Origin of the sequence: Streptomyces sp. NBC_01515 (assembly GCF_045040345.1) — a bacterium.
Taxonomy (GTDB): domain Bacteria; phylum Actinomycetota; class Actinomycetes; order Streptomycetales; family Streptomycetaceae; genus Streptomyces.
This window is the reverse complement of sequence record NZ_CP109416.1, coordinates 11,156,995-11,173,912: the sequence shown is the minus strand read 5'-3', so window position 1 is coordinate 11,173,912 and position 16,918 is coordinate 11,156,995. Positions and strand designations below refer to the sequence as shown.

The window sequence follows — 16,918 nt, the reverse complement described above, 5'->3', positions numbered from 1 at the left end:
CAGCACAGAGGAGTTCTGCCCCGGTTCAAGGCCGCTCGCATCAATCACCGCCGCACACCGAGGAAAGGCCAGCACCATGTCCGAGAGCACGACTGTCGCCACGGGACTGACATCCCAGTACATCGCCCAGGTGGCCGGCGACCTCGAAAGCAACCTCAAGGAGCAGGACCGTATCGGCGCGGAGGTCGCCGCCCTGCAGCAGCAGCTGACTGCTCTGCAGCAGGACCGCAGTGTGCTGGTGAACATGCAACAGGCGCTCGGTGTCACGCATGAACCGGATGAGTCTTCGACCACGGCCGAGGGCACAGAGGTGCCAGCTCTCCGACAGAAGTCCGAGGCCGCACCCCCCAACAAGCGAAGGGCGCGGAAGACCACAGCCGCGCAGGAAGCGGCAGCTGAGAAGCCTGCCACGCCCAAGGTCGGCACGACGACGAACCGGCCTACTCTGGTGGAACTCATCCGCCGCCACCTCGCCGAGCAGAACGAGCCGCGTTCCGCCGCGGAAATCTCCACCGCGCTCAGCAAGGCTCATCCCGAGCGTGGCATCAAGACCAAGGTCGTGCGCGTCACTCTCGAAGGGCTCGTGGCCAAGAGCAAGGCCCAGCGCACCAAGCAGGGCGCCTCGGTCTACTACACCTCTCCCGACGCGCCGGAGCCGACGGCTGCGCCCCAGGCCGAGGAGAAGCCCGAAGGTACCGACCGCTGAAGCCACGGGGCAGCAACCCAGACCACCATCGCCAGCATTCGGCGCCGTCCCGATCCGCGTGGCACGGCATGGGCCTCACTGGATTCGTTCTGTTGGGCTGGGTGTTCCCCAGAGCACTGGCCGCCAGCGTCGCGCCGCCGCACCCTCGACAACCCGAGCGGCCATGACCAGACCCGAAGCAGTTTCTTCCACCTGCTCATTCCCGCGGTTCGCTTCTGAGCAGGCACGAGCGCGGCGTAAGTGCCGAGCGGACTGGCAAGGCCGCTACGGCAGGGGCCCGAGGTCTCCGTTGACAACGGTCTCGGGGATCGCGGGGCGGTCCCAGAGAGCGAGGATCTCGTTCGCCAGGGCGACGATCACGCGCGTGTCGCGGTCGTCGTACGCCCTGATGGCGGCGGCCGAGAGGCTGCGCGGGACAACATCGGCGTCGAGCAGGACGCGCCAGTCCTCCGGAGTGAGTTCGAGGAACTCCAGCGCTGTCAGCCCGGCGATCTCCAGTGGGTCGGCGAGCGTCCCGGGGTAGCCGGAGAGGGTACGCAGGCGTGGCAGCCCTATCACGGGTGCCAGGCTGAACGGTTCGCCGGCCCAGACGCCGAGGCTCAGCACCTCCAGTTCGGGGTGAGCCGCGGCGTCGATGCTCCTGACGCTCCGGTGGTTGACCCACGCCACGTGCGGAAGTTCGCCCTGGCCGCGCCCTGAGTACCAGTCCCGTTCCGGATCCTGGACCAGGTCGGTAAGGGACTCGGCGAACACCTCGGCCCCGACGCTCCGCTCGTGGCCGAGCACGATGATCTGCCCGGTGTGGCCGCCCGGTCCTGGCGTCAGGTCGACGGCGACCTGATCCCCGCCGCCGGTGTCGCCGATGACGATCCATCCAGGCGAGCCGACCAGGTCCTGCACGACGGCGTCCGGCCCGGTGACAGCCGCCTCCATCGCCGCATGCTCCCAACGGAACGGACGGCACGATCTGTCGGCGATGGAGACGTCGTCCAGGGAGCCCAGCTCGAAGCCGACCGCGTCGAAGACCCGCTGCGCCACCTCGTAGTCGTCACCCCAGTCCGCCCACCGCGCGCGAGTCACCCGGTAAAGCACCTTGATCTCCTCGGGCAGCACCACTCCGAGGCGGGCATCCACCTCGGCGATCTCCGCCTCAGTGGCGCCGATCGCCTCGGGTATCCGTTCACGCAGCGTCCGTTCCAGCAGCGCCAGATCCACGGACGGAGCCGGCCGCACCCCGGGCACAGCCTCGGGCAGGCGGCGCCACTTTTTGTGCCCTCAGAATGGTGCGGGCACGGGATGCGCGTGCACTTGGGTACGTTGTGTAGTGATCGAGGCGCCTCGTCGGTGGCGGATCGCATCACGCGAGTGGGCGAGGCCCCAGGCGGCCTGTTCAGCGTCGCTGGTTGTCGCTGCCGTCACGATGATCGTCAGCTCTCCGGGCCGACCGTCCAAGGTGAGCGTATCCAGAAGCACTCGCCACCGGGGAAATTCGAACCCGGATTCACCGAATGCGGTTTCCGTGTGGCTCATGGTGCGCCTTTCCTGAAACAGGGAGCGTGGAATCGCCAGGGTCGGGCGATGCACGCCACGTAATCTCGGAGATCATCATGTTCTTGCAGAGGACGCGGTCCAACATGCTGCCGGCGGCGGTACGACGCCATGATCGATTACGGCACATGTCGCAGTGATCAGCGGTTGCCGATCTGCTGAGGAGCTAGCCGGGGTTCAGGTGCGGGGAACGCCGGACATCTGCGAGATCATGGCGTCGAAGGCACGGTCGGACGGCAGTCGGCGAATAGTGATGACTGCTTTTGTCATCCCCAGGACAAAGTCCTGGCGCACGCTTGGTACTTGGCCCTGACCGACCAAGATCCCCGCCAGAGTCAAGCTCAGGCAGCCGGCTCCAAGAGGAAGAGGGGGATCAGACGGTCGGTCCTTGTCTGGTAGACGTCGTAGTCCGGCCAGATCTGGACGGCACGTTCCCACCATGTCGCGCGCTCGTCTCCCGTGAGTTCCCGTGCGAGGAAGTCACCCTTGACGGTCCTGTCCTGCACCTCTACGAGGGGGTGGGCTTTGAGATTGAAATACCAGGCGGGATGCGTTGGCGCGCCACCCTGCGAAGCAACGGCCAGGTATGCGCCGCCGTGCTCAACGCGCATCACCGGGTTCTTGCGCAATTTCCCGGACTTGACCCCGACGCTTGTCACGACGACAACCGGTACCTCCTGCAAAGAAAGGCCTTTGGTCCCGCCAGAGCCCTCGTATTCCTCCACCTGGCTGGTCACCCACTCCTTGGGACCGGGCAGGTACTCGCCTTGCAACGGCATGATGCTCCCTCAATGCTCCATGGATCTACACGGTTGATGCGGTCGACTGCCACTGACGGTGACGTCTTCGGGCAACGGGCCGCGCGGCCGACCAGCCGTCCCTGCTGCTGCCCGTGCGGGCTTGGGGCACCAGTCGGCCTGGGCAACAGACCAGGAAGTACTGCACCCCTGCGTGCTGGGGATCGACTCTGTGAACCACTGTCCGCTTTCGCTGGGCAATCGTCAAGCCAATCACTGGACGTCCGTACAGTGGTTGGCTGGACGGTCGTATAGCGAATCACTTGCCGGACAGGGCGCTGAGGTGGCATGCTCGGGCAAGGAGGAACCCGATGGCCACGTCGAAGTCACAACCGAGACCGGCAACCCGTGCAGAGCAGGCCCGCCAGACCAGGGCCAGCATTCTGGAGGCAGCTCTGCGGCTGTTCGCCCAGCGCGGGTACAACGCGACCTCCTTCCAGGACATCGCCAACGAGGTCGGCCTGACCAAGGCGGCCGTGTCGTACCACTTCCCCAGCAAGATCCAACTACTGCAGTGCGCCTGCGATCCCGTCCACGAGACGATGACCGCGGTAGTCGACGCCGCCTCCCGACTGCGGACCCGCCGGCAGAAGATCGACGCGATGGCCCGCGGCTTCGTCGAGGTCATGATCAGTCAGCGCGCGGTCATGGGCTTCCTGGCCAGCGACCCCGTCATGAGCGGGCAGCTCCAGGAGGACCACACCCTTGAGAGCCTGTTGGAGCGTGTCGTTCACGTCCTCTACGGTGACGCGCCGACCGGCGACCAGCGCCTGGCCGTCTACGCCGTTCCCGCGCTCGGTGACGCGCTCTCAGCCCTGCCCCAGTTCACGGACGATGAACTGCGGCCTGTCCTGCTGCGCGCGGTCAAGCGCCTGGTGCCCGAACGCTGACAACGCGCAATCCCGGTCCGTCTTTACCGCTGTCGGAGCCTGCCTCCTCATCGGCGGCAAGCGCCGGCCCCCCGCCGGACCACGTCTTCACACCCCTTGGAAAGGGGAGACATGAAATTCCTGTTCCGCGACGAGTCCTTCTCCTTCGAGACCCTGCGCACCGCCGGATACGGCGCCTACGGCGGGGCCGAACTCGGAGAGGTGATCGCCACCACCCAGGGCATCCGCAACAAGGACGAACACAGCTGGCTGCGGGCCTGGAAGGCTACGGCCGAGCGCGTTCACGCCCTCGGCGAGGACGCCCTGGCCGCGGGCCACCGGGTCAGCGCCCGCGAAGCCCTGCTCCGCGCCTCGAACTACTACCGCACCGCGGAGTTCTTCCAACGCGAGCACCCGGCCACCGACCCCGAAGTCGCCCTGCTGTCCAGGCTGGCACGCGAGACGTTCGCCTCCGCGGCCGCCCTGCTGGACACGCCCGTCGAAGAGCTGTCGATCCCCTACGAGACCACTACACTGCCGGGCTACCTCTTCCTGGTCGACGACTCCGGCCGCCCGCGTCCGACGGTGGTCTACAACAGCGGCTACGACTCCACACTTGAGGAGTCCTACTTCGCGATCGCGGCCGCGGCCCTGCGCCGGGGCTACAACGTCCTGGCCTTCGACGGCCCGGGCCAGGGCGCCGCACTGCGCGAACAGCACCTCGTCTTCCGCCCGGACTGGGAGGCCGTCGTGACCCCCGTCATCGACTACGCCCTCACCCGCAAGGAGATCGACGCCGACACCATCACGCTCTTCGGCTACAGCCTTGGCGGGTACCTGGTCGCGCGGGCCGCCGCCTTCGACCACCGCGTCGCGGCACTCATCCTCGACGACGGCATCTACGACTTCTACGCCCCCTTCTCGAACGCCCTCCCCGGCTTCCTCGAGAGATGGATCGAACAGGGCCGTGACGACCGCGTCAGCCCCTTCGTGCGGCTGCTCACGGCGAACGACGTCGGCGCACGCTGGGGACTGCGCAACGGCGCATGGGCGATGGGCGCCGAGTCCTACCCCGACCTCATCCGCAAGACCCGGGCCTACACCCTCGAAGGCATCGCCGACCGCGTCCAGGCACCCACCCTGATCATGGACGCCGAGGACGACCACTTCCTCAAGGGCCAGCCGCAGGCAGCGCAGAACGCGTTGGTCAACGCCGCCACCACACTGGTGACCCTGACTGGCGCCGAAGGCGCGGGAGAGCACGTCCACGTCGGCGCCATGACCCGGGCCCACCAGGTCATGTTCGACTGGCTCGACGACACACTCGCTGCAGCCTGAACAGGCAGCCCGGTCCGATGCCCGCCAGCCGCCACGCATCCGAGCGGATCGAAAACCATGCAGGTCAGGGCATGGTGCCCCGGCGTGCAAGGGTTCCGTCGTCCCGACGACGGCTCAAGCGCCTGCGCTGCCTGGCATACGCGGGGGCCACGGCGCAGTGATGCTCCGGACTGTTTCCAGGAGCGTGGCGCGGTGCTCCGCGATCCGCTGGTCGGACCGCGGTCCTGGAAGATCCCGAAAGGACATCCCTCCGTGACAACCAGCGCGAAGCTCCAGACCCTCACCCTCGCCGACGACCTCACCGTCACTCGCGTGGGATACGGCGCCATGCAGCTCGCGGGTCCCGGGGTCTTCGGACCGCCGAAGGACCGCGGCCAGGCGATCGCCGTACTGCGCGAGACGGTCGACCTCGGCCTGACCCACATCGACACCAGTGACTTCTACGGCCCCGCCGTCGTCAACGAACTGATCAAGGAGGCCCTGCACCCCTACGCCGCCGGCCTCCACATCGTGACCAAGGTCGGCGCCCGCCGCGACGACAAGGGCGGCTGGATCCCCTCCCTGGACCCCGCCGACCTCAAGGCACAGGTCCACGAGAACCTCCAGCACCTGGGCCTGGAGGCCCTGGACGTGGTCAACCTGCGCACCGCAGCGCTCGAAGCTGGCAGCAGCGACTCGATCGCCGAGCAGTTCGGGGCACTTGCCGAGCTGCGCCAGCAGGGCCTGATCCGCCACCTCGGTCTGAGCGGCGTCTCCGACGCCCAGCTCACCGAGGCCCAGGCCATCGCCCCCGTCGTGACCGTGCAGAATCTCTACAACCTCGCCAACCGCGCTGATGACGCCCTGGTGGACCGGTGCGCGGCCGAGAACATCGCCTACGCCGCGTTCTTCCCGCTCGGCGGCTTCACCCCGCTGCAGTCCACGACCCTCGCCGACGTCGCCGAGCGACTGGGCGCCTCGCATCAGCAGGTCGCCCTGGCCTGGCTGCTGCAGCGCTCGCCCTCCATGGTCCTGATCCCCGGCACGTCCTCCCTGACCCACCTGCGCGCGAACATCGCCGCGGCCGACCTCGTCCTGCCCGCGGACGCGATCGCGGAGCTGGACGCCATCGGCAAGTGACCGACCGGAGGGATGCTCCCCTTGGACGCACCCCCCGGGAGAGAACGAGAGAACCATGAAGCAAGTCGTTGTCGTCCTCGGCGCCTCCGGCGGCATCGGCCGTGCCGCGACCGCCGAGCAGGCCGTCCACGGACGCCACGTAATCGCTGTCGCCCGAGGCGAAGGCGTTGCGGCCCTTCAGGGCGGGAACGTCACCGCCGTGCGGGCCGACGCCTCTCACCCCGAAGTCCTGGAGAAGGTGTTCGGCATCGCCGCCGACACCGGATACGTGCAGGCGCTGGTCCGCAGCGTATTGGCCGACCACCGCGTGCCACTCGACCAACTTGGCACCGATGACATGCAGCAGGTCGTCGCCGGTGCCACCTCGGCCCTCAAGGCCGCCCTCCTGCTGCAGCAGCACCGGACCGGGCCTGCGGCCTGTGTACTGGTCGGATCCATCCACGGAGGTTCCGGCGAACCCGGCATGGCCGCGTACACCACCGCCAAAGCCGCCCTGCGCGGACTCACCCTCTCCCTCGCTGTGGAATGGGGCCCCAAGGACTGCGGACCAGCCTCGTCGAACTCGGCTTCGTCCTCGTCCCGCGCAACAAACACCTCGCCGGCCAGACAGTCCTGGACGCCCTGCAGCACGCCTATCCCAGTCCGCGCCTGTGCACCCGGGACAACGTTGCCCACCTCACCGGCTTCCTGCTGAGCCGCAAAACCGACTACATCAACGGGCCATCATCCCGGTCGACGGCGGAGCCAGCGCGCTCCTGCCCGAGACCCTGGTCCGATAGTGCGAGGCGTCCACGACCGGCCACCCGCGTGGTAAAGCGAGCAGGTTGCTGAAAGGGCAAGCTCGGGCTATCACGCGCCTGAGCGTCCGGGCGGGAGTCCCAGTCGTTTGAGCGACCGTGCAGCGCGCACGCCACGAGATCGGCCAACTGCACTCCGGGGCTCGCCTGCGACCCCGATTGCGCACACCAGCCGAGGTGACCGATGCGCCCAGATCAGTGTTCGCAGAACCCCCTGTTGCGGCCAAGTTCCGATGCTGCTGGGCGGCCGTCCGGAAGCCCAGTAGCTACCGGGGCTGGCTACGGCCGGGGCAGGAGGGCCAGGGCTGTTTCGGCGATCGCGCGCAGCGCGTCGGGGCTGCTGCCGCCCTTACCGAGGGCCTCGATCCCGCGGAGCACGGCCAGCAGGAGGCCAGCGAGGCGGGTGGGGTCGGCGTCCTGTTTGATGTCGCCTGCCCGCTGTGCCGCGGCGATGCAGGAGGAGAGCAGTTCCTCGATGGCCGCGAACGTGCGCCGGGCCGTCGCGGCGACCGCCTCATCCTGCCCGGACAGCTCGGCGGTGCCCTTGGCGAGGAGGCAGCCACGGAGGCCGACGTCCGAGGCGGTGGCGTCGGCCACTATCAGGACGTGCGCTTGCAGCCGTTCGTACGCGCCTGCGTCGGGGCCGTCGAGATGTCGGCGCACGGCTTCTATCAGACCGGCGCAGTACTCGTCGAAGATGCGCAGGAACAACTTGTGCTTGTCGCCGAAGGCGCCGTAGAGGCTGCCCTTGCCCAGACCGGTGGCCGCCGCGATGTCGTCCACTCGCGCTGCCGCGTATCCGGTCGCCCAGAACCGGTCCTTGGCGGCGGCCAGGACCTGGCCCTCATCAAAGCTTCGGGATCGTCCCATGGTTCTACGGTAGCGATTCTTGACCGCCTCGTCCAGAAAGGGATAGGTTATGGACCAGGTAGTCAAGAAAATTGGCCGCCTGCCCCCTCGTCGGTGCGGCCACAAGCAGCGCAAGCGACACAGTCATCTCGGAAGGACGAGAGCAATGAGCCCCATGAGCGGTAAGACAGCCCTGGTCACCGGCGCCTCCAGCGGCATCGGACAGGCGATCGCCAAACGCTTCGCCGACGACGGCGCCCGCGTCTACATCACCGGCCGGCGCCAGGAGGAGCTGGAAGCCGCGGCGAAGGAGATCGGACCCAACGCGGTGCCCGTGCCCTCCGATGTATCCCGTGCCGCCGACCTGGACCGCGTCATGGACGTCATCCGTGGCGACGGGCGGCGCCTGGACACCGTGGTTGCCAATGCCGGCCTGGGCGACGGATCACTTCTCTCACAAGTCACCGAGGAGCAGTTCGACTACGTCTTCGGCGTGAACACCAAGGGCAGCCTGCTGACCGTGCAGAAGTCCCTGCCCCTGCTCTCGGAGACCGCGTCGGTGATCCTGCTGGCGTCCTCCACCATCCACCAGGGCGCCGACAGGATGGGCGTCTATGCCGCGTCCAAGGCCGCCGTGCGCAGCCTGGGCCGGACCTGGGCGGCGGAACTGGCCCCGCGCGGCGTGCGTGTCAACGTCATCACGCCCGGCCCCATCGCCACCCCCGCGATCGCCCGCTTGGCCGACCGGCTCGGCCATAGCACCGAGGACTTCCACGGTGCGCTGGCCTCGACCCTCCCACTGCGACGCATGGGCCGCCCCGAAGAGGTCGCCGCACTGGCCGCCTTCCTGGCAGGTCCCGAGAGCTCCTTCATCACCGGCGCCGAGCACTTCGTCGACGGCGGACAGATCCAGGTCTAACCAGTAGTCAGAAGGTTCCGCCCGCCCCGCCCCGCAGCGAGGCCGACGACACCGTGAACCGTCGAAAGAAACAGTGCCATGGGCAGCGACATCCGACTTTTGTCGAAGGCACCCTGGTGCGCTTGAAGGTCGAGCACCTCCCAAGGGGACGACAGGTCCCGCCGGTGTGGCTGTGGCCCTCAAAGAGCTGCGCCACCCCGGTAGACGTGGACCAGCGATGACAGGTGTTCCCTCAGGAGATTCGACTTGGAGCACACCTTCCGCTTCGGAAAGCAGACGCTCGGCTGGACCACTCCGAAAGTCCGTACACCCGAGGCGGCGGACCGCCGGACCTGGCTCCTGGTCATCGCCCACCCCCCAGCTCCGCCGCACCCGCCCCCTCGCCGCGGGACTCCGCCGACCTCGGGAGAAGCCGGCGACGCGCCCGAACGCCTTACCTCAGCCCGGGTCCGCCGCGGGTTCAGGAACATCCGGGTGCACCTGCTCTGCCCGGCTCATGTTCCTCAACCAATCGGAGCCGGGCCCGGGCGCCCTCTCGGCTCGAAGAACCGACGACCCGCCACCCGCTACGACGTCGGCAAAACCGTCAAACGCCCCGAGACCCTCGCAGCGATCGGCAAACCCGGAAGATCTTGGTAGATAAAGAACTTCCCAATGACGACGTCAAGCTGCTGTCGTGACGGTTGGTAGTACCTCGCGACGCGCTCCGTCGCGGATCATTGCCCACAAGACGTTGGCTCGTCGACGGGCCAGAGCGAGCAAGGCCTGTTTGTGCCCCTTCCCCTCGTTCCGCTTACGTCCGTAGTAGGCCTGCGAGGCAACGCAGGTTCTCAGGCTGGCCATGGCGGACAGCTGGAAGGCTCAGAGTAGGCCGCGGCGATAGCGGCGCGGACGGCGTATGTTCCCGCTGACGCGGCCGGAGTCCCGTGGCACGGGCGATAGGCCGGCGAAGGAAGCCAGGCGGTCAGCCGTGCCGAAAGCGTCCATGTCTCCGCCGGTGGCGGCGATGACACTCGGCGCCGAGAAAGGCACCCATGCCGGGCAGACTGCGGATCACCGCGGCGTGACGGTGCTCGTGGAAGCGGGCCTCGATGAGCGTGTCGAGTTCGGCGATCCGGGTCACCATGGCAGCCACGAACGTCTCACCAGGAAGTGCGGTGTCCTGGGACTTGCCCGCCTCGACGATGGTCTCGGCGAGGGTTGCAGCGTTCTTCACCCTGCGGTTCTTCAGCCACGTTCCGATCCGATTGGTCCCGCTGCGACGTATCGATGCCGGCACCTGATAAGCGGTCAGCAGGACGACCGGGCCCTTCGTGCTCAGATTCGAGGATGCCGGCGGCTGCGCCGGCGTTGCGGCGGATCTCGTTGAACAGATGCACACCGTAGCTATTCGCGCACGACCAGTAGTGACCAGTGATCACCCAGGGCTTTCACAGCGTCGGCGATCGAGCACACTCGGGGCTGGAAAGTTTCACCCGTGACATTCTTGGCTCTATTCGACAGCGCGGCCGGTCACCCGGGCGGGTGGTTCACGGGACGGGCGCCTGGCCCCGGCCGGTGGCTCACCTCGCCAGCCGATGCTACGGAATGTCCGGCTGCGCAGTGGAGCTGCGCTGACACCTGAGCTCCGCAGCCGCGGTGCTCCATGACGAGCGGTGGTCCTTCGGGGTCGGCCTCGTAGTGGTCGCCCCACTGCCTGATGGCCACCAGGATGGGATAGACATCCAGGCCTTTGGCGGTCAGGACGTACTCGGCGCGGGGCCGCACTCCGGGCTCCCGGTAGGTCTCCTTGCTCAGGATCCCTCGTGAGGTGAGGGTGGAGAGCCGGTTGGACAGGACCTGGCGGGGGATTCCAGTTTGGGCGATGAAGTCCTCGAACCGGCGGATTCCCCGGAAGGCGTCCCTGAGGACCAGGAGCGTCCATTTCTCGCCGAGGATCTCCATCGTGCGGGCGACGCTGCAGTTCTCCATCGAGTAGACCGGCGGGCCCGCGTCACCCCGGGACCCATCGGTCCCGGCCTGCCAGGTCAACATCTTGTCGGCGTCGCGTGCTGTCGCACTGGCCTTTCCCTGAAGCATGGAACCAGGTTAAGTCTTCTTGACAGACTCAGCAACAGCCGCGAGGCTGAGTCCATGAAAAAGACTCAAGCGGGCGGGTGTCCTCCGCCACCTGGCGGCCACCGACGCCCGGCCGAACCCCGTATCCGGTGCACCCCAATCGCCGGGGCCTAGCCAGCACCGGCTGCTCCGCACCGCCTGCGGCAACGCCCTCCGCGCCGAGGCATCGACACGGACGGCCCCCGAAGCAGCAGCCCGACCACGCAGCTTCGTCCTCATCGCCCCGCTTACGCGACGCGGGTGACGCTGCGCCGAGCACGACCCGTCCGCAAGCGGGAGCAGCCTGCGCGCACGGCGCGCAGACACGCGCCACACCAGGTGCAGGCCTCTCGTTCCCTGTCCGGTTCCAAGGACCGACTCCCGGGATGACGCCCGCGTCCCTCCCATCCGCCCCAGTCCGAAAGCGCCCCCATGCCCCTCGTACCCACCCCTCCCCCAGCGGCATCCAGCCCGCAAGGACCGCCCCGGCCTACGGACAGCGGCGGCAGCAACAGGTGGTTGAGCCTGACCGTGGCCTGCCTCGGCATGATGATGACGTTCTTCAACATCACAGCCACGATCTCGGTACTCGCGCTGGTCCAGGCCGATCTGCACGTATCCACCACGTCGCTGATCTGGGTGAGCAGCACCTACACCCTGATGGTCGCGAGCCTCGTCCTGTCAGCGGGCACCTTCGGGGACGTCTTCGGCCGCCGCAAGGTGTTCCTCATCGGCGTCCTGCTGATCGGCGCGGGCAGTCTGTTGGCCTTCCTGGCCGGCACCCTCGGTGTACTGATCACAGGCCAGGCAATCATGGGCATCGGTGGTGCGCTGGTGCTGCCCAACAGCCTGGCGCTGGTCACCCACGCCTTCCGCGACCCGCACGAGCGGACCGAGGCCGTCAGCATCTGGGCCGCCTGCTCCGGCATCGGCCTGGCCGTGGCACCCCTGCTGTCAGGCGTACTGCTGCTGCACTTCTCCTGGCACAGCGTCTACCTGCTCAACGTCGGCATCGCCCTGGGCGTGGCGACCTTGACACCGATCCTGGTGACTGAGTCTCGCCATCCCGGCCGCACTCTGGACCCTCTCGGCCTGGTCCTCGCCACGGCAGCCATCGCCCTGCTCACCTACGCAGTGATCGAGAGCGGCAGCGCCGGCTACACCAGTGCCCGCGTGACCTGGGCCTTCGCCGCCTTCCTCGCAGTACTCGCTGCCTTCCTGAGGGCCGAGTCCCGGCACCACGACCCGATGCTGGACCTGCGACTCTTCCGATCTGCCTCCTTCAGCGCCGTGATGGCAGTGGCCACCGCCATGATGTTCGCCTTCACCGGGGTAGCACTGCTCATGGTCCTCTACTTCGAGAAGGTCCGGTCCCTGTCCGCCCTCGACACAGGATGGCGCCTGCTACCACTATTCGTGAGCTACATCGCCGTCAGCGCGGTAGCCGGACGAATCCTGCGCCGCGCCGGGTTCAAGACCACCCTCACAGCGGGCCTGCTCATCGCCGGCACGGGCGCGCTCCTGCTGCTGATCGAGGGACCGGCCGGAAGCTACAACGAGATCTGGCCCGGCATGATCGTCCTCGGCGTGGGCTCCGGCCTGCTGGCCGCCCCCAGCACCGCCGCCGCGATGATCAGCGTCTCCCAGGCGCAGACAGGTATGGCCAGCGCCACCGTCAACATGTTCCGCCAACTCGGCAGCGTCCTTGGCACCAGCATCCTGGGCACCGTCCTGACGACCCGCCTGGACGCCAACCTCGCCCACCGGCTCCATAACGCCGCGGTGCCCGGCCCGATCGCCGACAGCATCCGCAAGGCTGCCTCCAACGGCACCCCGGCCGGCACACCGCCCCCCGGCCTCGCCTCTCGGATCACAGGAGCACTGGCCCATGCCTTCACCGACGCCCAACACACCGGCATCCTGATCGCCGCCATCGTCCTGATCGCTACAGCCGTCCCGACCGTGCTGCTCGTGCGGCAACGGCCCGCTGCCCAGCAGACCGGTACCGACCGGACCCCAACCGGCGGTTCACTCCCGCACGCCGCAACGCCCCCCGCCATCACAGTACGAAGTACCGACTAGAAAACGGACGCCATCCAACTGCTGTTCAACACCGTCCTTCAACTATTCGAGCAAGTGGGGCAGGAGGATTTCCGGGCTTTCGCCTTCACCAGCACGATGGTGGGGGCGCAGCCGCTGCCATCCCCGCCCGTAGGGTCGCCCCCTGCCGAAGCGCGTCGCTGACCCGCAGGCTACCCAAGGGCCAGGGCCACGGCGGCCACCCTGCTCGGCCACAAGGAGCCCAGCCATCCGCCGACAATGTCCCAACCCCATCGAGGTGGCGCCACGATGACCGGAGAGCCGAGAACGGGAACACCCCTGCCAACGACCCGAGAAGGACTGGTCCTGCGCCCCCTGGACGGCCTCGCTGATCGCGAACGCCTGCGGGACCTCTGTCCACGACTCTCCGCCCGCACCCGCCTCCTGCGCTTCCACGGCGGCGTGAAGGAACTGTCCGACCCCTTCCTCGACCATCTCCTCAACGTCGACCACCACCGAAGAGAAGCCCTCGTAGTGCTCGACAGCAATGCCATCATCGCCGTCGCCCGCTACGCCGTAGCCTGCGAAGAATCGCAGGAAGCAGAAGTGTCGATCCTTGTGGCCGACGACTGGCAGCACCAGGGCATCGCCCAGCGCCTAATCTGCGATCTGCGCGCTCTGGCCGTGCAGCGCGGCATACGCACGTTTACCGCCACCGTGCAGCCACACAACGACCAGGCCCGGAGATTCATCAGCACCATCGCACCCCATCACCGCGTCCTCACGAACGAAGGCGACCTTGCGTACAGGTGGGACTGCAGCCGGGAGGCCGGTCTGGTCGATGGCCCTTGCCCGTAAGCGGGAACCGACCATGGAGCAGCACGCTCAGCGTGAACGCCACGATGACTCAAGTGCGAATTATGTCCCGCCACCGCGCACGCCGAGGACCTGCAACAACCGATCGACGACCTCACGGCAGCGCTGGCTCGGGCCCGGGCACGCCTCGACAACCTGCGGAGTGCCCGCAAGGTCGTCGAGGGCATCACCGCACCCGACGACAAACCCGCAACCAGCGCAGGCGCCGGACACCTACCAGCGCCTCGTGGCCCACTTCAACGACCACCTCAGTCAGCCCTTCCGAGCCCGTGAACTGCACGAACTCCTCGGTCTATCCACTGACGAGGCTTCCGTGAATACCACCCGAAGCCGCCCGGGCCGACTCGTCCGCCAAGGCGTTTTCAGCCACTCCCTGGACAGACCCCGAAGGGGCACGGAAGGAATCCGTGGCGGAAGTCCCGACTGAGCACGGGATGGCCCATTTGCTGTCCTACCTTCCAATAGGTAGGTTGTGGTCATGAGCAGCACTCGCACCCGCCTCCTGAATGAAGCGACCCGCATCGTGCGGCGTCGCGGTTATACGGGGTTCAGCTATGCCGATCTGGCGGGGGCGGTGGAGATTCGCAAGCCGAGCATCCACCACCACTTCCCGACCAAGGCCGATCTCGGTCTGGAGATGGTGATCGCCTACACCGCCGCGTTCCTGAGTCGACTCTGGGCCGCCGAGAAGAGCGGGGCGGGGGCGGTCGAGCTGCTGGAGTTCTACGCGGGGCTGTATCGCGAGGGGCTGTCGGAGGGTCTTGCGTGCCTGTGCGGGACGCTGGCTGCCGAGTCCGAGGCGGTTCCCGTCGAGGTCCGGGGGGCGGTGGCCGGGTTCTTCGCCGCGAACTTCGACTGGCTGACGCGACAGATCGAGCAGGGCGCGGCCGCGGGTGAACTCTCAGCGGCCGCTGATCCCCGGCGCGCGGGGCAGGGATTCCTGGCGCTGCTCCAGGGTGCGGTGTTCACCGCGCGGGCGCTGGACGACCCGTCGCTGTTCGATGCGGTGGCGGCCTCGGCTATCGAAGGACTCAGGACCTGATCCGCGGGCGGGCAGCACGCGGCTGGCGCTGCGCCATTACCTACCAACTAATAGGGAGATTCATCGTGTCCGTCTTCACCGGTCACAAGCTCATCGTCATCGGCGGCACCAGCGGCATGGGCCTGGCCATCGCCCACCGCATCGTGCGGGACGGCGGCAGCGCCGTGGTCGTCGGCCGCAGCCAGGACCGCATCGACGACGCGGTGGCCGAGATCTCCCCGCTGGGGCCGATCAGCGGCATCGCCGCCGACATCACCGACCCGGACGACCACGCCGCGCTCCGCAAGGCCCTCGCCACCGAGCACGCTGACGCATCGTTGCTGGTCAATGCGGCCGGGGTGTTTGCCCCCAAGGCGTTCCTGGACCACACCGAGGCGGACTACGACCGCTACCAGGCGATCAACCGGGCCACCTTCTTCCTCACCCAGACTGTCACCGCCGCCATGGTCGAGCGGCAGACCGCCGGCGCCGTGGTCAACGTCGGCTCGATGTGGGCGCACCAGGCCATCGCCGCGACCCCCTCCTCCGCCTACTCGATGGCCAAGGCCGGGCTCCACTCGCTGACCCAGCACCTCGCGATGGAGCTGGCCCCGCACGGCATCCGGGTCAACGCCATCGCGCCCGCCGTGGTGCGTACCCCGATCTACGAGGCGTTCATCCCCAAGGACCAGGTTGACGCCGCCATCGACGGATTCGACGACCTGCACCCCATCGGCAGGGTCGGCACCCCCGAGGACATCGCCGCCACCGCCGCGTTCCTGCTGTCCGGCGAGGCCAGCTGGGTCACCGGCGCGATCTGGGACGTGGACGGCGGCGTCATGGCCGGCCGCAACTGATGGTGCGCGAGCACGGTGTCGAGGCTGAGGTCGTGGTGGTCGGCGCCGGCATCGCCGGGCTGTCGGCCGCCACCGCCCTCGCCGAGGCGGGTGTAGACGTCCGGGTACTGGAGGCGCGGGAGCGGGTCGGCGGACGGCTGCTGTCCGCCGATGCCGGATCCGACGCCGACGGGCTGGATCTGGGAGCGACCTGGTTCTGGCCCGGAGAGCAGCGAGTCACCGACCTGATGCGCCGGCTGGGCCGTGTCCCGTTCCCGCAGCACACCGCAGGTGAGGCACTGTTCGAGGACCGCGGCGCGGTGCAGCGGATGGGCGGCAACCCGATCGGCACCCCGGCCCACCGTTACCCGGGCGGCGCGGCGGCGCTGGCCGAGGCCCTGGCCTCGGCGCTGCCCGCCTCCGCGCTGCGCCTCGCCTCGCCGGTCACCTCCATCGGTATGGAGAGCGGATCGGTGCTGTCGATCGGCCTCGGAGCGGACCTGGTCCGGGCCCGCCAGGTCGTTGTCGCGCTGCCCCCGGCGCTGGCGGCCGACCGGATCACGTTCACCCCGGCCCTGCCCGCCCCGTTGGATGCCCTGACCCGGAGCACGCCGGTGTGGATGGGCGCGGTCACCAAGTTCGTCGCCCAGTACCGCGAGCCGTTCTGGCGCGCGCAGGGACTGGCCGGGGCCGCGATCAGCCGGGTCGGACCGTTGCAGGAACTGCACGACATGTCAGGCCCTGACGGCTCCCCGGCCGCTCTGTTCGGCTTCGGCCTGCACGACCGGCAGCCCGACTGGGCCGAACGCGCCCTAGCCCAGCTCGTCCGGCTCTTCGGGCCGCAGGCCGCCGACCCGGTCCGGGTGATGGTCCAGGACTGGAGCACCGAGCCTTGGACCACGCCAGCGGGCGGGCGCGGCCTGAGCGACTACTCGCGCTTCGGCCACCCGCTCTACCAGCAGTCGGCCCTGGACGGACGCCTGCACTGGGCCTCCACCGAGACCGCACCCCACTACGCGGGCCATGTCGAAGGCGCGCTGGCCGCGGCCGAGCGCGCGGTGACCGCGATCCTCGACCAAGCAGCCAAACCGAAAGAAACCAGGTGA

Annotated in this window: 17 protein-coding genes and 2 pseudogenes; 12 read left to right on the top strand and 7 right to left on the bottom strand. The window is 68.2% G+C overall.

Going from position 1 to position 16,918, the window contains the following annotated elements:
* The first annotated feature begins 76 nt into the window (after nt 1-76).
* Nucleotides 77-706 (top strand): hypothetical protein, encoded by a 630-nt coding sequence (locus OG407_RS49435; protein WP_405868022.1) that lies wholly within the window; start codon nt 77-79, stop codon nt 704-706.
* A 264-nt stretch (nt 707-970) separates the two neighbouring features.
* Here the strand turns inward: OG407_RS49435 and OG407_RS49430 are convergent.
* The 3 genes and pseudogenes from OG407_RS49430 to OG407_RS49420 all read right to left on the bottom strand — a co-directional run.
* A pseudogene (locus OG407_RS49430) lies at nt 971-1,969 on the bottom strand (SMI1/KNR4 family protein); the annotation flags it as partial.
* A 12-nt stretch (nt 1,970-1,981) separates the two neighbouring features.
* Nucleotides 1,982-2,236 carry a hypothetical protein gene (locus tag OG407_RS49425; protein WP_405868020.1) on the bottom strand — a complete coding sequence of 85 codons (255 nt, stop codon included), beginning with the start codon at nt 2,234-2,236 and terminating at the stop codon, nt 1,982-1,984.
* Between the two features lie 359 nt (nt 2,237-2,595).
* The gene (locus tag OG407_RS49420) at nt 2,596-3,033 is read right to left on the bottom strand and encodes a nitroreductase family deazaflavin-dependent oxidoreductase (RefSeq protein ID WP_405868018.1); all 438 of its coding nucleotides are present in this window, start codon (nt 3,031-3,033) and stop codon (nt 2,596-2,598) included.
* A gap of 329 nt (nt 3,034-3,362) precedes the next feature.
* On the opposite strand from OG407_RS49420, the gene OG407_RS49415 reads away from it, so the two are divergent.
* From OG407_RS49415 to OG407_RS49400, 4 genes are all read left to right on the top strand, one after another.
* Entirely contained in the window at nt 3,363-3,941 is a 579-nt protein-coding gene (locus OG407_RS49415) for a TetR/AcrR family transcriptional regulator (protein ID WP_405868016.1), read from the top strand.
* Nucleotides 3,942-4,052: 111 nt separating this feature from the next.
* Nucleotides 4,053-5,258 (top strand): alpha/beta hydrolase family protein, encoded by a 1,206-nt coding sequence (locus OG407_RS49410; RefSeq protein ID WP_405868014.1) that lies wholly within the window; start codon nt 4,053-4,055, stop codon nt 5,256-5,258.
* Nucleotides 5,259-5,510: 252 nt separating this feature from the next.
* Nucleotides 5,511-6,377 (top strand): oxidoreductase, encoded by an 867-nt coding sequence (locus OG407_RS49405; RefSeq protein ID WP_405868012.1) that lies wholly within the window; start codon nt 5,511-5,513, stop codon nt 6,375-6,377.
* 55 nt (nt 6,378-6,432) lie between these two features.
* Nucleotides 6,433-7,071: an SDR family NAD(P)-dependent oxidoreductase gene (locus OG407_RS49400; RefSeq protein ID WP_405868010.1), complete on the top strand. Its 639-nt coding sequence runs from the start codon at nt 6,433-6,435 to the stop codon at nt 7,069-7,071.
* Between the two features lie 382 nt (nt 7,072-7,453).
* Here OG407_RS49400 and OG407_RS49395 read toward each other — a convergent pair whose 3' ends face one another.
* Entirely contained in the window at nt 7,454-8,044 is a 591-nt protein-coding gene (locus OG407_RS49395) for a TetR/AcrR family transcriptional regulator (protein WP_405868008.1), read from the bottom strand.
* Nucleotides 8,045-8,189: 145 nt separating this feature from the next.
* Between OG407_RS49395 and OG407_RS49390 the strand changes: the two genes are divergently transcribed.
* Nucleotides 8,190-8,942: an SDR family NAD(P)-dependent oxidoreductase gene (locus OG407_RS49390; protein ID WP_405868006.1), complete on the top strand. Its 753-nt coding sequence runs from the start codon at nt 8,190-8,192 to the stop codon at nt 8,940-8,942.
* 101 nt (nt 8,943-9,043) lie between these two features.
* Nucleotides 9,044-9,581 (top strand): annotated as a pseudogene (locus OG407_RS49385) (transposase); the annotation flags it as partial.
* A gap of 222 nt (nt 9,582-9,803) precedes the next feature.
* Here OG407_RS49385 and OG407_RS49380 read toward each other — a convergent pair.
* The 3 genes from OG407_RS49380 to OG407_RS49370 form a co-directional block, all read right to left on the bottom strand.
* Nucleotides 9,804-9,929 carry a transposase gene (locus OG407_RS49380; protein ID WP_405868004.1) on the bottom strand — a complete coding sequence of 42 codons (126 nt, stop codon included), beginning with the start codon at nt 9,927-9,929 and terminating at the stop codon, nt 9,804-9,806.
* Complete coding sequence (locus tag OG407_RS49375; protein ID WP_405868002.1) at nt 9,907-10,158, bottom strand: hypothetical protein; 252 nt, start codon at nt 10,156-10,158, stop codon at nt 9,907-9,909. Before OG407_RS49375 ends, OG407_RS49380 begins: the two co-directional genes overlap by 23 nt.
* Before the next feature lie 296 nt (nt 10,159-10,454).
* Entirely contained in the window at nt 10,455-11,021 is a 567-nt protein-coding gene (locus tag OG407_RS49370) for a winged helix-turn-helix transcriptional regulator (protein WP_405868000.1), read from the bottom strand.
* Nucleotides 11,022-11,558: 537 nt separating this feature from the next.
* Here OG407_RS49370 and OG407_RS49365 point away from each other — a divergent pair.
* The 5 genes from OG407_RS49365 to OG407_RS49345 all read left to right on the top strand — a co-directional run bounded on the left by OG407_RS49365 (nt 11,559) and on the right by OG407_RS49345 (nt 16,918).
* A complete protein-coding gene (locus OG407_RS49365) occupies nt 11,559-13,121 on the top strand; it encodes an MFS transporter (RefSeq protein WP_405867998.1) in 1,563 nt (520 codons plus the stop codon).
* Nucleotides 13,122-13,388: 267 nt separating this feature from the next.
* The gene (locus tag OG407_RS49360) at nt 13,389-13,937 is read left to right on the top strand and encodes a GNAT family N-acetyltransferase (RefSeq protein ID WP_405867996.1); all 549 of its coding nucleotides are present in this window, start codon (nt 13,389-13,391) and stop codon (nt 13,935-13,937) included.
* A 496-nt stretch (nt 13,938-14,433) separates the two neighbouring features.
* Nucleotides 14,434-14,997: a TetR/AcrR family transcriptional regulator gene (locus tag OG407_RS49355; RefSeq protein WP_405867994.1), complete on the top strand. Its 564-nt coding sequence runs from the start codon at nt 14,434-14,436 to the stop codon at nt 14,995-14,997.
* Nucleotides 14,998-15,059: 62 nt separating this feature from the next.
* On the top strand, nt 15,060-15,833 hold the full coding sequence (locus OG407_RS49350; RefSeq protein ID WP_405868976.1) for an SDR family NAD(P)-dependent oxidoreductase: 774 nt from the start codon (nt 15,060-15,062) through the stop codon (nt 15,831-15,833).
* Nucleotides 15,833-16,918 (top strand): flavin monoamine oxidase family protein, encoded by a 1,086-nt coding sequence (locus tag OG407_RS49345; RefSeq protein ID WP_405867992.1) that lies wholly within the window; start codon nt 15,833-15,835, stop codon nt 16,916-16,918. Before OG407_RS49350 ends, OG407_RS49345 begins: the two co-directional genes overlap by 1 nt.